This window comes from Chania multitudinisentens RB-25 (assembly GCF_000520015.2).
Lineage (GTDB): Bacteria > Pseudomonadota > Gammaproteobacteria > Enterobacterales > Enterobacteriaceae > Chania > Chania multitudinisentens.
In genome coordinates this window covers 1,540,067-1,553,548 of sequence record NZ_CP007044.2, presented here as the reverse complement: position 1 = coordinate 1,553,548, position 13,482 = coordinate 1,540,067, and the positions used below count along the sequence as shown (strand labels likewise).

The 13,482-nt window shown below is 52.4% G+C and carries 15 protein-coding genes; 1 reads left to right on the top strand and 14 read right to left on the bottom strand.

What is annotated here, in order from left to right:
* Positions 1 to 18: 18 nt before the first annotated feature.
* From Z042_RS06785 to Z042_RS06725, 13 genes are all read right to left on the bottom strand, one after another.
* Complete coding sequence (locus Z042_RS06785) at positions 19 to 384, bottom strand: cupin domain-containing protein (protein WP_024911088.1); 366 nt, start codon at positions 382 to 384, stop codon at positions 19 to 21.
* 41 nt (positions 385 to 425) lie between these two features.
* On the bottom strand, positions 426 to 1,727 hold the full coding sequence (locus Z042_RS06780) for an NAD(P)/FAD-dependent oxidoreductase (RefSeq protein WP_024911087.1): 1,302 nt from the start codon (positions 1,725 to 1,727) through the stop codon (positions 426 to 428).
* A 100-nt stretch (positions 1,728 to 1,827) separates the two neighbouring features.
* Positions 1,828 to 2,592 carry a response regulator transcription factor gene (locus tag Z042_RS06775; RefSeq protein ID WP_024911086.1) on the bottom strand — a complete coding sequence of 255 codons (765 nt, stop codon included), beginning with the start codon at positions 2,590 to 2,592 and terminating at the stop codon, positions 1,828 to 1,830.
* Positions 2,593 to 3,077: 485 nt separating this feature from the next.
* Positions 3,078 to 4,994: a BglG family transcription antiterminator gene (locus tag Z042_RS06770; protein ID WP_024911085.1), complete on the bottom strand. Its 1,917-nt coding sequence runs from the start codon at positions 4,992 to 4,994 to the stop codon at positions 3,078 to 3,080.
* A gap of 51 nt (positions 4,995 to 5,045) precedes the next feature.
* Positions 5,046 to 6,251: a lactonase family protein gene (locus Z042_RS06765; RefSeq protein WP_024911084.1), complete on the bottom strand. Its 1,206-nt coding sequence runs from the start codon at positions 6,249 to 6,251 to the stop codon at positions 5,046 to 5,048.
* A 95-nt stretch (positions 6,252 to 6,346) separates the two neighbouring features.
* Complete coding sequence (gene dagF, locus Z042_RS06760; protein ID WP_024911083.1) at positions 6,347 to 7,087, bottom strand: 2-dehydro-3-deoxy-phosphogluconate aldolase; 741 nt, start codon at positions 7,085 to 7,087, stop codon at positions 6,347 to 6,349.
* A 2-nt stretch (positions 7,088 to 7,089) separates the two neighbouring features.
* Entirely contained in the window at positions 7,090 to 8,202 is a 1,113-nt protein-coding gene (locus Z042_RS06755) for a DgaE family pyridoxal phosphate-dependent ammonia lyase (RefSeq protein WP_037406001.1), read from the bottom strand.
* A complete protein-coding gene (locus Z042_RS06750) occupies positions 8,186 to 9,325 on the bottom strand; it encodes an amidohydrolase/deacetylase family metallohydrolase (protein WP_024911082.1) in 1,140 nt (379 codons plus the stop codon). Before Z042_RS06750 ends, Z042_RS06755 begins: the two co-directional genes overlap by 17 nt.
* A gap of 51 nt (positions 9,326 to 9,376) precedes the next feature.
* Complete coding sequence (locus tag Z042_RS06745; protein ID WP_024911081.1) at positions 9,377 to 10,027, bottom strand: DUF4310 family protein; 651 nt, start codon at positions 10,025 to 10,027, stop codon at positions 9,377 to 9,379.
* A gap of 11 nt (positions 10,028 to 10,038) precedes the next feature.
* Positions 10,039 to 10,815: a DUF4311 domain-containing protein gene (locus Z042_RS06740; protein ID WP_024911080.1), complete on the bottom strand. Its 777-nt coding sequence runs from the start codon at positions 10,813 to 10,815 to the stop codon at positions 10,039 to 10,041.
* Positions 10,816 to 10,922: 107 nt separating this feature from the next.
* The gene (locus Z042_RS06735; protein ID WP_024911079.1) at positions 10,923 to 11,219 is read right to left on the bottom strand and encodes a DUF4312 family protein; all 297 of its coding nucleotides are present in this window, start codon (positions 11,217 to 11,219) and stop codon (positions 10,923 to 10,925) included.
* The gene (locus Z042_RS06730; RefSeq protein ID WP_024911078.1) at positions 11,219 to 11,584 is read right to left on the bottom strand and encodes a glycine-rich SFCGS family protein; all 366 of its coding nucleotides are present in this window, start codon (positions 11,582 to 11,584) and stop codon (positions 11,219 to 11,221) included. Before Z042_RS06730 ends, Z042_RS06735 begins: the two co-directional genes overlap by 1 nt.
* Positions 11,585 to 11,604: 20 nt before the next feature.
* The gene (locus tag Z042_RS06725; protein ID WP_024911077.1) at positions 11,605 to 11,952 is read right to left on the bottom strand and encodes a glycine dehydrogenase; all 348 of its coding nucleotides are present in this window, start codon (positions 11,950 to 11,952) and stop codon (positions 11,605 to 11,607) included.
* A 480-nt stretch (positions 11,953 to 12,432) separates the two neighbouring features.
* Between Z042_RS06725 and rnk the strand changes: the two genes are divergently transcribed.
* Positions 12,433 to 12,843 carry a nucleoside diphosphate kinase regulator gene (gene rnk, locus Z042_RS06720; protein ID WP_024911076.1) on the top strand — a complete coding sequence of 137 codons (411 nt, stop codon included), beginning with the start codon at positions 12,433 to 12,435 and terminating at the stop codon, positions 12,841 to 12,843.
* A 164-nt stretch (positions 12,844 to 13,007) separates the two neighbouring features.
* On the opposite strand, the gene cybC is transcribed toward rnk, so the two are convergent.
* Positions 13,008 to 13,394: a cytochrome b562 gene (cybC, locus tag Z042_RS06715; RefSeq protein WP_024911075.1), complete on the bottom strand. Its 387-nt coding sequence runs from the start codon at positions 13,392 to 13,394 to the stop codon at positions 13,008 to 13,010.
* Between the last annotated feature and the right edge of the window lie 88 nt (positions 13,395 to 13,482).

Sequence of the window (13,482 nt, the reverse complement as noted above, 5' to 3'; positions counted from 1 at the left end):
CTTTATCCCCTTTCAGCGTTAGCCTTCGACAATCGCCAGATAATGCTTAACAAAGCGATCCGAGGTAATTTCCCAGCGTACCGGGGTGCCTTTTTCAACAAACCAGGAATCACCGGCCTGGTAGTGCACCGACTCGCCGGTGTTTTCGTTGGTCAACGTTGCCGTGCCTTCCCATACGGTGGCATGTTCAGCAAACGGGTACTCCATCACGAAGGCACCACGGGTACAGCTGAAAACCCCGCAATTCAGGTTATCTGAGGGTTCGCCAAAAATCATGGCTACCCCCACTTCAGGTTCACCTGCAACCACCGTGGCCCCCAAATTACTGACGCTGCCAATGTGCAGCAGTTCCGGTAACGCTTGCTTAAGCAGTAATGGTTTCATGGTTTTTCCTTTTAAAATCAATGGTGGGATTTTGGCCAAGATTAACGGCGACCTTTCCAATAGCCCGAAGTCTGGTGCCAGACTTTGCCAGCGGTGGTCATCACCCGGCGCAGTTTGTCTTTACCGAAAATATTAACGTGCGGGATCGAGCTCATCAGATCGTAGCGCGCAGAACCCTCACTCATGCCTTCCGCCAACACTTTGCAAACGATGTGACTCGGGGTCACACCAAAACCGGAATAACCCTGTACGTAAAACACATTGTCGTGCTGCGGCAATGTGCCGATTTGCGGGAACAAATTAGCGCTGCAACACAGCGGCCCGCCCCAGGCCAAATCGATCTTCACGTCTTTCAGATAGGGGAACACTTTCAACATCAGGTTACGGTTCCAGGCTTTCAAGTCCGACGGAATGTATTCGATCAAGCGGGTCGCGCTGCCAAACAACAGCCGGTTCTCATTGGTCACACGGTAATAGTCGATCACTGGCCGGATGTCGCTGTAAGCCCCCCGGATCGGGCTGATCTGGCGGATCAGCTCATCAGACAACGGTTCGGTAGCCAGTTGGAAGGCATAGGTGTTGATGGTTTTTTGGTAAATGTAGGGTTCCATACCGTTAAGGAAACCGTTACAAGCCCAGAGCATTTTCTTGGCCCGTACCGACCCCATCGCCGTGCGCACGGTAATACGCGAACCGTATTCCACATTCAGCACGCTGCTGTTCTCAAAGATTTTCACGCCATAACCCGTTAAGGCTTGCGCTTCTCCCAGCAATAGGTTGAGTGAATGAACATGACCACCCCCCATATGCTTCAACGCACAGGTATAAGCATCAGACCCCACCACCTGTTTCACCTCAGAACCGGTATAAAGCTCAATCTCTTCATCCGGTGAAACCGCTTTGAACTCCTTCAGCCAGCTACGCAGGGTTTTCTCTTGCCGTGCGTTACTGCCCAGATAGCCATAACCGAAGCAGAAATCGGCATTGATAGCGTATTTTTTGATGCGTTCACGGATGATCCCAGCACCGAGGTTACTGATTTTAAAGATAGTCTCCAGCCCGGCCGGGCCAACGTGGCGTTTGATTTTTTCCAGATCGTGGCCAATCCCAGCCATCACCTGGCCGCCGTTGCGCCCGGTGCCGCCGTAGCCCAGATAACGCCCCTCCAGAATGGCGATATTGGTGATACCTTTTTCCGCCAGTTCCAACGCGGTGTTGATACCGGAAAAACCACCACCGATGATCACCACATCAACGTCCAGATCCTCTTCCAACGTCGGGAAGCGCAGATCGTATTTCTTGGTCGCTGCGTAGTAGGTTAACGATTCGATATTGTTATTCATTGCTGCACCCCGTTTTCCCTTTACCATACCCCCGGATTATCAGGAGTGTGGGGGTTATCGGCTATGTCCCTTTAGGGATATTCGCAACATATATTTAACATCACGCCATGCGCTGCAACGGTGCGCTAAGAAACAGGCTAAACAACTCGGCCTGAGAGCCAATGTTCAGCTTACCGTAGATATTTTTACGGTGATTTTTCACCGTGCCCAGGCTGATAAACAGCCGCTCGGCGATCTGCTGCGAACCATTACCACTGAGGATTAAATCAACAATTTCACGCTCACGCGGTGTCAGGGCATAACGTGCCTGAGTCGCGCTATCTGGCAATGGGGCTGTAGAAAGGGGCCGGTTAACCGATACCACTTCGTTATGTAGCCGAACCACACTTTTCACCAACGTTAACGCCTCGCGTAAATCCGCCAGACGCGGATAACGCCTCCCCGCCGTTTGCCGACAGGAACCGAAAAACACCCCCAAACCACGCTCCGGTGTCAATTGCAGCAGCATACCCGCTTCATCGTGCCAGCCGGTTTTACGATAGAAATGGCGGTAGTAGTTGGTCTGATAAAAACCACATGGCACCAGTTCACGCAGGGTAAACACCTTGCCATGCCCAGCGCAGGGCAAAGCCCGGTAAAAAGGATCTTCAAGATAAGCACCTTGCTGGTAGAGCTGGTTTACCGCGTCGCTGTTTTCTTTTTCGGCTTTCATCAGGCAATGCGGTTGCTGCCCCTGCTCGAAGGCATAAACGATGGCATTATCAAAAGCCAAAAAATCCTCCAGATAGGCCAGCAGACAAGGATAGAATTGGCGAGTTGCCACGGCGTCGATCACCGTTGAAAACCTTTCGATCTGAATATTCATCCCCGCCCTCGCAATTATTAATAAATTAACAATCAACTGATTCCGGATTATGCCCAGTCATACCGGGCCAGTGCTCTATAAAAAGCATTCAACCGACAGGAATGCAAGGCTGCAAGCGTTTACCTGTTAAACAAATCACAAGTTTGATGAATTGTTAAATCCTCTTCCCACCGTTTAATTAACATATTAATAATAGCATCAGGTACAACGAAAACCTGGGTGAACCGTTATGCTGCAACTTTTATGCTATCCAAGAGAGGGTTCTGACGATCGCAGAGGTATTTTTGATAGATTGATAATATAATCAATCTAATAGAATACCCCCATTACCCTGCAAGATGCGGGAGGAGTATGAGATGAGTATCATCGACTGGATTTTGACCGGCATCGCCATCGGCCTGATAGTTGGCGCATTGATCAAGATCTTCGGTAAGAAAAAAGAGCAATAGATCATCAATCCCCTTTTCAAACAGAAAAGGGACAACTCAGATCCGGCTCAGGCAATCCAGCGCTACTGCTTTGAAACTGTCAAAGTCATTACTGCCCAGCAAACGGCTCATCGAACGTTCACGCACAAAGGTGACGAACAGATCGTAAATCGCCATTGCTTCTTCGTAGTCACTTTTACTGATTGCCAGCAGGAATATCACATGGGCGATCTCACCCTCGCCCCAGGCAATGCCCTGTGAGGCCAGCAAGGTGACCACCACGGTCTTTTTCGCCAGCAACCCCAGCGAGTGTGGCAAAGCAATACCCTCGCCCAGCAAGGTGGACACTATCGCTTCCCGCTCTACCACCGAAGAGTAAAAATCACTGCCCACATAACCTTCTTGCTCTAACTGAGTACAGACTTTTTTAAACAGTTGCTCCTGCGTCAGCGGCTCATTAACGATCATGAAATGGCTCGCGTCGAAGAATTTTTCCAGCATGTATGGCTTAGTGCGATCCACCAATACCAGCTTGCCCAACTGTTCAAGCTGGTATTCGGTCGGGAACGGTGACATCACCACTACCGGTTTATTTTTCTCACTGATGCGTGCGTTGGAAATAACGAAATCTTCTTCGATCTGGCCGAGAACTTCATAATCTCGCAGCGAAACAATGCGCGTCATCACCAGCTGTGGATATTTGCGTGCAATCTGTGCCTGGATCATCCGCACCGTGGAGTTGCCGGTATCACACACCAGCATCACCTGCGGATGGCGTTCATAACCGATATTGTAATGCCGCTCCAGGCCAACGCCGATATGCAGTACCAGATAGCCGATTTCATTTTCACTCAGGGTATAGGGGGTATATTTGCCCCAGCTTGATACCGCCGCCAACGTGACATCATAGGCCATCGGGTAGTGCTGCTTGATATTGGTCAACAGTGGATTTGAGATAGTGATCTGGTACTTCACCCGGGTAATCATGGTCTTGATATGGGTGAGCAAATCGGCGCGCAGCTGCTTGTCGCCCTGTAAATTGTAGTTATAGTGCGTATTGATGTAGGACAGGATGTAATCCACCAGCGCGTCTTCATCATCCGCATTAATCTCTGTCGGTTGCACGGCCTGTACTCGCCGTGCGGCGATATTCACCCGTAAATAGGCTTCCTCCGCCGCCGAGATCTCTTTACCTGCCGCCTTACGCAGTTCCCCCGCCAACCAACTGGAAACTTTGCGTACCGCTTCGTCGCCATCTTCAACGTCAAAATCCGACAGCGGATAGCCATCAATGATGCGCCGCAGCGCCACCGCACAGTAAAAAATCAGGTATTGTTCACCTTCGTCCGTCAGCCGGATGGCATACTGCGAAAGCAACGGATGCAGTAACCCGCCAAACACCACCACCTGCGGTGGATGCAGGATTTCGTTGCTCAGCAGCGGATTTTCCGGGTCAGCCAGGTGCAACTGAAACAGCAGATCGGTCAGGCAAGCCCGGATCGCCATTTCCGAACCAAACAGCTTCATGCCATAACGCGGTTTGGTTTCGATAGTTAGCTGGTAACGCGCCAGGTGCTCCCGCACTTCAGGCATATCGTTTTGCAGCGTACCGCGGCTGACAAACCATTCATCAGCCAAATCTTCCAGCTTCAGGGAAAAAGCTGAGGTCAAAAAACGCACCAGCAGATAATGCACCCGCTCTTGCCCACTGCGCGGGGTGGCCTGCTTTCTCTCTTTCTGCTGCTGCAACGCACTGAACAACGCCGCATCGTCCACTTGCAGCCGATAACCTGCCCCACGGTTATGCACAAAACGCGCACCGTACTTTTCCAGAATATCGTTCAGTGCGGTGATATCCGTACGCACGGTTCGCGTAGACACAGCAAAACGCTTCGCCAGTTCTTCCTGAGGTAATGTCTCAGACTGCAAAGCATCAAACAGGTAAGCCAAACGTGGGTAGGGGAATCGTACCATTCTCTTTCCGTTATTAACGCGCCCGCCTGGCCGCACCAGGCGGGCAACAAGTTACTTCGCCGCTGGCATAAACACCATTTGTGAAGGGCTGCCCACCGGCGTATAGCCCTCAACAAAGCTGAGCTTACCGCTTTGTTTATCTACGCTAAAGCGGGTGATGTTATCGCTACGCTGGTTCAATGCGTACAGGTAACGGCCACTGGGGTCCAGCGTGATAGTGCGTGGATAATCGCCGCGCGTCCAAACCTCTGCTACCGGTTGCAGCCTGCCCTCGCTGCCTACGCGGAACTGAGCGATGCTGTTATGCAACCGGTTGGCGACATACAGGTTTTTACCATCACCACTCAGCGCCAAACCCGCCACAAAGTTCGTGCCTTTATACTCTGCCGGCAACGTTGAAACATCATGAAGCTGTGTCAAAGTGCCTTTCTGGCTGTCGAAACGGTAGCTGGTTAAGGTGGAAGCCTCTTCATTCACCAGCAATAGGGTTTTACCGTCGGGATGGAACACAAAGTGGCGCGGCCCAGCTCCGGCGGAAGCAGCAGCAATCCATGGTGGATCGTTGGGTGTCAGCTTGCCGCTGTGGCTGTCAAAACGCCATTGATAGATACGATCCAACCCCAGATCGGTGGAAAAAACAAATTTACCACTCGGATCGCTGGCGATCATATGCGCATGTGGGCCATTGTGATCGCTGATGGCGAAACTGCCTTCTACCGCACCCGCAGGTTTACCCGCCCCCGCTGGCCCTTCACTCTGTTGTACAGAACTGGCATCCCCCAGCTTACCATCACTCTCTACCGGGAATGCCGCCACGCTACCGCTGACGTAGTTAGCCACCAACAAATGGCGCCCATCCGGCGTCAGCGCAAGGTAAACCGGCCCGGCCCCCTGCGAATCAACCTCGTTAAGCGGTGCCAGGCTACCGTCTTGCGGGTTGATACGGTAAGCCACAATGCCACCGTGCTTAGTACCGTTAAAGTCTGCAACTTCGCTGGCTATGTACAGCGTCTGCCCTTTGGCATCCACCACCAGCTGCGCCGGATTCGGCAGGTGGCTGACCACGGTTTTATCACTCAGCGCACCGCTTTTGGGATCAACCTTCACCCGGTAAACACCTTCGCCGTTCGGGTTATAAGTACCAATATAGGCAAAATGAGACGATGAGGATTTGATTGTATCCTCAGCATGCAACACCGGGCTGACCATCGCCAGCATAAAAAGAGATAGCGTATTGATTCGTAAATTATTTCTCATAGTCATCCTTCATTAGCAGATAGAGGGGCACCATAGACGGTGCCCGCGATGAGACGTTAACCCTGACAACCCACTCACTCCCCGGTGTGCTAGGCTTAGCCCACCAGCTTTTGAGTCATCGCCAGTAGGGTTTTTACATCCTGTGGACGAGTATTACCGCTGGCGGAATCAATGATGGAACTGTAAATATGCGGAATGACCTGCTTTACACCCGCGGCCAGTGCGATCTCAAGAATCGACTCATAGTTCTCCAAGTCGATCCCCCCGGTCGGCTCCAGCAGGAAGTCATGTTCAGCACAGGCTTGTGCCACATACTGATATTCTTCTTTGTGCTTCAAGCCCCCCATCGGGAAATACTTGATCGAACTACCGCCCATGTCTTTCAGCAAGGCAATCGCCGTTTCCACCGGCACAATCCCCTCCGGTGCCAGCGCACTCAGTGGCCCGGTTGAGATCTTCACCCAACCCACACGGCCAGTCGGGGATACCAGACCATTCACCACGGTTTCATCTTGCCCCAGCAACGCACGGCTGGCACCTACGCCGGTAAATACCTGGTTCACATGCTGTGGTTGCACATGCTTGGCGATCTGGCTGACCATGGCCGACTGCTTAGGATCGCCCGCCCCCAACCCAACGGAAAGCGCGTTTTCAATCAGCCGGGCATAGCGCTCCATATCCGTTACCGCGCTGTCCACGTCCGGGTAATTCTTGGATAGCACCCCTACTAACACGTGCCCCTGTGCCGCCTCATAGATTTCCTGCGCGTTGCTTATCGAACCCGCCAACACATTCAGGCATACGCGGTCTTTATAGTAATTCGGCTTCAGCCTCATGCTTATTGCTCCGTAAACAGGTTTTTAATACAGGTGAACACGATCATCAGCTGTTGCTCGTTGACGCTGCGGACATCCACTTCAACCTTGCCCTCGTTGGCCTTGTAGCCACGGAAATAGATCGCGATGTCACCAGTTTTCAGCCGCTGTACGATGTCAACGGTCGACATCCCCAGCACCGCTTCATCAAAAGTAATTTCGGCCCTGGCGATATCGCGCCCTGCGCTGTCCCAAACGGTTTTGGCGCTGACGCCGTTCAAGGTATTAAGCTGAGTGATAAATGGCGTCATGCGTTCCACCATCTGTGCACCACTGGTTTTCTCCAGCCGCAGATAGCTTTCAATCGCCTGCGTCAGGCCCAGAATGCCTTCTTTACCCACCTTCATCGCGCGGCCAATGCCGTTGGATTGTTGCTTCACCCAGGCAACATATTGCTGTTTACCGATCACCAACCCGCTGGTTGGCCCTTCGATCGCTTTAGCACCGCTATAAATCACCAGATCGGCTCCCATCTGGTAGTAGCACATCAGGTCTTCTTCGGCTGCGGCATCGACGATCAGCGGCAGTTGATGCTTGCGCGCCACCTTGGCCGCCTGCTCAACGGAAAGAATGCTTTTCTGTACGCAGTGATGGGATTTGACGTACAGAATGGCCGCCGTCTGCGGCGTGATGCAGGCTTCGATCTGTTCAGGGGAACATTCATTGGCATAACCGGCTTCCACCACCTTGCCGCCGCCGAGAGCAATCATGGTGTCAACGGGCGCCCCAAAGTTAACGTTATGGCCGCGCGGTAATACGATCTCACGCGGTTCATTCACGGGTGCCGAATGCAGATTGACCAGCAGATTGGCATTATCCTTGACGATCACCGCCGCTACCGACTGAGCAATACCGGCGGAAGCACAGGAGACGATCACTGCATCTTCCACTTGCAGCAGGCCAGCAATATAGGCCCCGGTTTTATTGACCAGATCCTTGATTTCAAAGTAATGATTCAGGCCGTAATCCACGGCATCAACCACGTCCTGGCGTGGTGTGGAAACGCCAAGAATGGTCATGCGGCCAGAAGTATTGATAACCTGTTTTAAGTTATATTTTTCATAGATTGAAGACATGAGCGGCTTTCCCTTCATCGGTTAATAGGACTTCCCCGGCTACTACAGCGGCCAACGGCATCAGTAACTGTTCACCGTTAACCGACTCCCCTTCGGAATCGGCAAACACCTGTGGCCCTTGGCGGATATCAAACAGGGTCAGATCGGCATCTAGCCCCGGCTCCAAACGCCCCTTGCTGGTCAGGCGCAGCGCCGCAGCGGCATTTTTTGTTACGCAGTCAATAACCTGTGCCAAAGAAAGCCCGACGGTAAAGAATTTGGACATCACCGTCGCCAGGCTGTAGACCGGGCCGGCCATGCGGTTACGGCAGTAGATATCGGAACTGATGGTATGAGGGAAAATGCCCAGCGCAATCGCCTGCCTGGCAACCTCAAAGCTGAAACTGGCCGTGCCGTGGCCCACATCAAGCAGTACCCCACGCTTCAGCGCACGTTGGATCGACTCACGCAGCGTGCCGGCAGGGGTCAGAATGCGATTGGGTTTACCGTTATAGCAATGGGTAATGATATCGCCCTGAGTCAGCAGATCGGCAATCTCATCCAGGTCTGGCGGGTTATTGCCGATATGCACCATCAAAGGCAGTTGATGGTTTTCCTGCTGGATTTCTTTTGCCAGCACCAGCGGTTTGGTACCGTTCTGGCCCACCACGCTGCTGCTCATACGCGCTTTGATACCGATGACAAAACCCGGTTTGCCGTCGATGGCGGTTTTAACTGCCTGTTTATTGATATCCGCCATATCAGCCAGCTCATTCTGCCGCAGCAGACCAATGCGGGAGATATTCAGGAAAGCAAAAACGTTGGTTTTCGCACTGCGCGTCAGGGCATAGAATTCATCGATGTCGTCGGTGCCGGTACTGCCCGCATCTACCACTGAGGTTACGCCGCTGGCAACGCCAACCCGATCCGGCTCGTCGTTATAAATCGGCGAAGAGGGATAGCAGTGAACGTGCGAGTCGATCCAGCCCGCGCTCAGGTAATAATTCCCCGCCAGATCCTGCTGCCTGTGCGCACCGGCATCCACCGCCAACTGCCCCACGGCGGCAATCTTTCCTCCTTGAATCGCCACATCGGTCAGGGTGCCATCCACCAGTCTGGCGCGCCGGATGATTAGGTCATACATACTTCGCTACTCCTTTGGACAGGCACACCATCAGGCGTGCCCATCGCAACGTTAAGCAATCGCCACCGGGAAAATCGCCCCTAAGATCATTGCCCCCAGGATCGCACCACCGGTGATCGGTTTGCCCCAGATATAGAACAACAGTGCCCCCAGCAGAGAACCCACGCCAATAGGAATCGACGCGGCCATGGCAGACAGGATGATGAGCGGCCCCAGGAAACGCCCGGAGGAGTTGCCTGCGCCCATCATCACATCGGCCCCATACGTGGAATTGCTCTGGTTGATGGTAAATTTACGCGCCAGAATAATCACATAACCAATCGCCAAGCCAATGACTAGGCCAGTCACTAGCGACGCGGCAAAGTTGGCCACCGGGAAGATGATCCCAGCCCCCAGTAACAGTGCCGGGACGCCGAGGCCAACACCGGTTTGGATCGCCCCGCCAATATCCAGGATCCCCACCAGTGAACCTTCGATGATACGGGCAAACAGAAAGCTGGCCCCAAACGCAGCCACTGCACCATACACCCCGGTATCCATCCCGGCGCGCAGCATGGAAACGAAGGCCACTTCGTTGAATGCACCGATGCCGTACAGGTAATACATGTGTGTCCCGGCGAACACGCCGGACGAGAGCAAACCAACAAAAATCGGGAACGACCAATCGGCATACCAGAAGCCTTTTTGAGATTGTGTTTCCATCATTCAGCTCCTTATTTACCGCTCAGGGTGTTATGGATCGCATCCAGCCAGCCAGGAACACCAAGGCTAAAGGATTCAAGTAATTTCAGATCGAAACCACGGAAGAAACCACTCAGCACGAACAGCAGTACAATCACCGCCATCATGATCTTGGTCACTTTGTTCCAGCCGCTTTCTTCTACGCCTTTACCGATCAGGATCCCCAGCACCAGCCCTGGTACGGCGTTGCCCATAATCAGCTGCGCCAGGCCACCAAAGATGGTGCCCCAGAAACCGGAACGTTTACCGGCCTCGATAGCCGCCAGCCAGAAGATCACCGGCATCACCGTGTTCACCAATAGGTTGGCCGCTGGCACCAGTACCTTAATCGCGGTTACCTGCAACGCCGCAGGTACGGCAGAAGCGGTGGTGTTCAGGAAGGTCACGACCAAGATGCCGATGATGCCGCAGGCAATCGCCATTTTTTTCGGATCGTGCAGCGTTTCGGCCACATTGCGGTTCTTGATCATCAAGGCCGCTGCGCCCCAGTTGGGGATAATGCGGTGATCAACGTCCTGCGTGAAGGCACCGGCCGCCACGGAAGACGCCCAGGCGTTGAAGAAAAAGCCCAGACCAAATGAGAAGTGAGAAGCCGGATCGCCTTCGCAGGAATTCAGCTCGCCTAAGGTGCGAAAAGCCCCCATACCCTGTGTTGTCGGGGCGTGGAACATACGTGCAGCGCCAGCTCCAACGCCAACACCTACCAGCCCGCCGATAATAATCGACTTAAATAAGATGATTAAAAACATTAACATCCCCTTTTTATGCTATACCCCATGGCTTCCACCCTGTTGCCCGGCAATGACTGCTCACAACCAATAACGCAACAGCGTGAAAGATGGCGGATATAACGTTTTTATTGGGTGGTAAAAACCACCTTTTCGGTATTGATGATTGTCACGTTCACGGTTATTTCCAGAGAAACGGCATAACTTTTTCTTTCACGTGGCAGAAAGAAAAAAAGAAATTTCTCTTTAGTGGTTTTCTCTTCCGCCTTTAATACGCTGACATCCTGCGGTTCAATACGCAGCAGAACATTATTGGTGGATCTTAATATCGTGCCCTGCACATTCGCCAAAGCGGAAGCAAAGGCTTTGGCTTTGCTGTCGCCTTTACCCTCCACCTTTACCGACGTGGTATATTGTTCTTTCATTACGCGTTGCCGTATTTTTTGATATAGGCTTCCACCAGCCGCTGACCCAACTCCTCTTTATCCATAAAACCGAAGCCTAATACGTTGTAACCTTCATTAATGGCCGTGATCCCTTCATCAACCGAGCGCATACCGTATTTGGCTTTATAACCATGCTTGGTTTGTGCAGTAATGGCGCCTGCGCCGCCGCTGCCGCAAAAAGAGATACCCAGTTGCGCGTTTTCCGCTTTCATCACGTCGCCCAACTTCATATCTGCTGCCACACCGGGGATCACAATCGCTTTTCCACCAGCATTTTCAACGCCTTGGCCCACTTTCTGGCCTTTACCCAAACGATCGCCAATCACGACGGTAATTTGACTCATGGTATTTCTCCTGATTGAATTTATGCGTTGTTATCTTTCGCCACTTCAAAATGCACAGAAAGTAAATATGCTTCCTCAATCGGCAGCGTGGCGAATTTCTCCACTACCCGTTCTGCCATTTGCATGGATTCCGCAGAAATCTCATCAAACAGCGATTTATCCACTTCCGGCAAAGGCTCGCCGGTTATTGAACGCAACACCATGGCGCGAATATGTGATTCCAGCATTTGCTGCTGCACCGCATTGGTATAAATATTCTCTGCATTCAACATTGCCGTGATATCTGCCAGCACTTGCGTGGTGATCGTCGCCGCTTTGCTGATATCCGCCTGTTCCAACTCATTTACCGCAGCAGTTCCTTCATTCACTTTTCAGTCACCCCTGAATTCGGATAGTCATCTGTCAATCGTCAAACTCACCATCGAGTTATACCCTCAATAATTCGAGTTGCCGGAAGGCGGTCAACGCACATGCGGCTTGAAGTATGACGGGTACATTCACTTTATCGGATGCTTTTACCCTAACCTTAAGGGCATTACCTGTGTAGCGTGTTTTTTTCCAGTTCAAACTGGAAATTGAGTGGCAGTTAGGGATCTATTTCGCAAAACGTGGCTTTGCTTCGATGAGCTCCACCGGCAGAAGAACTGCTGTTTTCCACGGCCATTGGCGCGACAAAAAACTTCGTGAGCGGGATCTCTTTCTTTTCCGCGCTTAACCGCCTACTATCAGTAGGACAAGTCGATATTTCTTACACCCCCGTACCCAAAGGCGCGGGGGTGTTGCTTTGTGTTGTTTTTCCGAATTTATGAGCGCAGAAAGGGCGCTCTTTGATTTGACTGGAGAGTGGAATGACCAGACCAACCATTACCATTAATGAGCTGGATGCGGAACGCCTGGATGCACTGCTGGCACAGCCTGCTTTTGTCAACACCGACGTCGCGACTGCGCTGAATGCCGAACTGGATCGCGCCGATATTGTGCCACCATCGCAGATCCCTGCCTACGTCGTTACGATGAACAGCCGTGTGCGTTTCCGTGATTTGCATACCTCAGAAGAGCATATCCGTACGCTGGTGTACCCGGCTTCGCTGAAAGACAGCAACGAACAACTGTCTGTAATGGCACCGCTGGGCGCAGCCCTGCTGGGAATGCACGTGGGTAAACAGATCAATTGGCACTTGCCGAACGGCGAAGAAGCACGGATTGAAGTGCTGGAATTGCTTTACCAGCCTGAAGCAGCGGGTGAATATCACCGCTGAATGAATGCCCGAAGAATGTTGAGTGGCGGGGCGTTGGCCCGCAAGGGCGAGCCTCAATAAACCCCGCTGCACATATTCAAGTCAGTGATTCGGGTGAGTTATGCAGCTAACTTGAAACGCGGCGGGGATAAACGGGCGGCAAAAGCACCGCCCGCCATGACGGGTTAGCGGAACTTCTTGTGGTTGGTATCACGGGTTTGCTTGAAATCCTGCGCTACTTTGCGCGCCTCTTCCAGCTTGCCCTCGTTTGCCAGCGCCAGTGACTGATCGATCTGCCCGATCAGCGTAGTCATACCGTGCCGGAAATCTTGCATCTCAGCGCTATCGGGCGCTTTATTTTCCAACTTGGGCGGCGTGGCTTGCTGCGCATTCAACACCGCAGCACGCATATTTTGCAGGCTCTGTTTAAAGGTGTCGGCAGAATCGGTTTTCAATACAATCTTGTAATTGTCTGCCAGGATATCCATATCATCGGCCAGATCGGCCGCCATCAACATCGAACTGGCACTCAGCAGCGTCAAAGCTGCCAATACCCGCCATGTCTTTTTCATGCTCACCTTCCTATTGTTGTTTTTAACTTTTGTCTTTCACGTTACGGCGTTATCAGCCGCCACCGGAAATCCCTATCATAGGTTTTGC

Excerpts from the sequence above, each read along its gene's own strand:
- Z042_RS06765 (WP_024911084.1), bottom strand. The coding sequence starts at position 6,251 with ATGAGAAATAATTTACGAATCAATACGCTATCTCTTTTTATGCTGGCG.
- dagF (WP_024911083.1), bottom strand. The coding sequence starts at position 7,087 with ATGAGGCTGAAGCCGAATTACTATAAAGACCGCGTATGCCTGAATGTG.
- Z042_RS06745 (WP_024911081.1), bottom strand. The coding sequence starts at position 10,027 with ATGGAAACACAATCTCAAAAAGGCTTCTGGTATGCCGATTGGTCGTTC.
- Z042_RS06770 (WP_024911085.1), bottom strand. The coding sequence starts at position 4,994 with ATGGTACGATTCCCCTACCCACGTTTGGCTTACCTGTTTGATGCTTTG.
- Z042_RS06780 (WP_024911087.1), bottom strand. The coding sequence starts at position 1,727 with ATGAATAACAATATCGAATCGTTAACCTACTACGCAGCGACCAAGAAA.
- Z042_RS06730 (WP_024911078.1), bottom strand. The coding sequence starts at position 11,584 with ATGAGTCAAATTACCGTCGTGATTGGCGATCGTTTGGGTAAAGGCCAG.
- rnk (WP_024911076.1), top strand. The coding sequence starts at position 12,433 with ATGACCAGACCAACCATTACCATTAATGAGCTGGATGCGGAACGCCTG.
- Z042_RS06750 (WP_024911082.1), bottom strand. The coding sequence starts at position 9,325 with ATGTATGACCTAATCATCCGGCGCGCCAGACTGGTGGATGGCACCCTG.
- Z042_RS06785 (WP_024911088.1), bottom strand. The coding sequence starts at position 384 with ATGAAACCATTACTGCTTAAGCAAGCGTTACCGGAACTGCTGCACATT.
- cybC (WP_024911075.1), bottom strand. The coding sequence starts at position 13,394 with ATGAAAAAGACATGGCGGGTATTGGCAGCTTTGACGCTGCTGAGTGCC.
- Z042_RS06735 (WP_024911079.1), bottom strand. The coding sequence starts at position 11,219 with ATGAAAGAACAATATACCACGTCGGTAAAGGTGGAGGGTAAAGGCGAC.
- Z042_RS06740 (WP_024911080.1), bottom strand. The coding sequence starts at position 10,815 with ATGTTTTTAATCATCTTATTTAAGTCGATTATTATCGGCGGGCTGGTA.
- Z042_RS06755 (WP_037406001.1), bottom strand. The coding sequence starts at position 8,202 with ATGTCTTCAATCTATGAAAAATATAACTTAAAACAGGTTATCAATACT.
- Z042_RS06775 (WP_024911086.1), bottom strand. The coding sequence starts at position 2,592 with ATGAATATTCAGATCGAAAGGTTTTCAACGGTGATCGACGCCGTGGCA.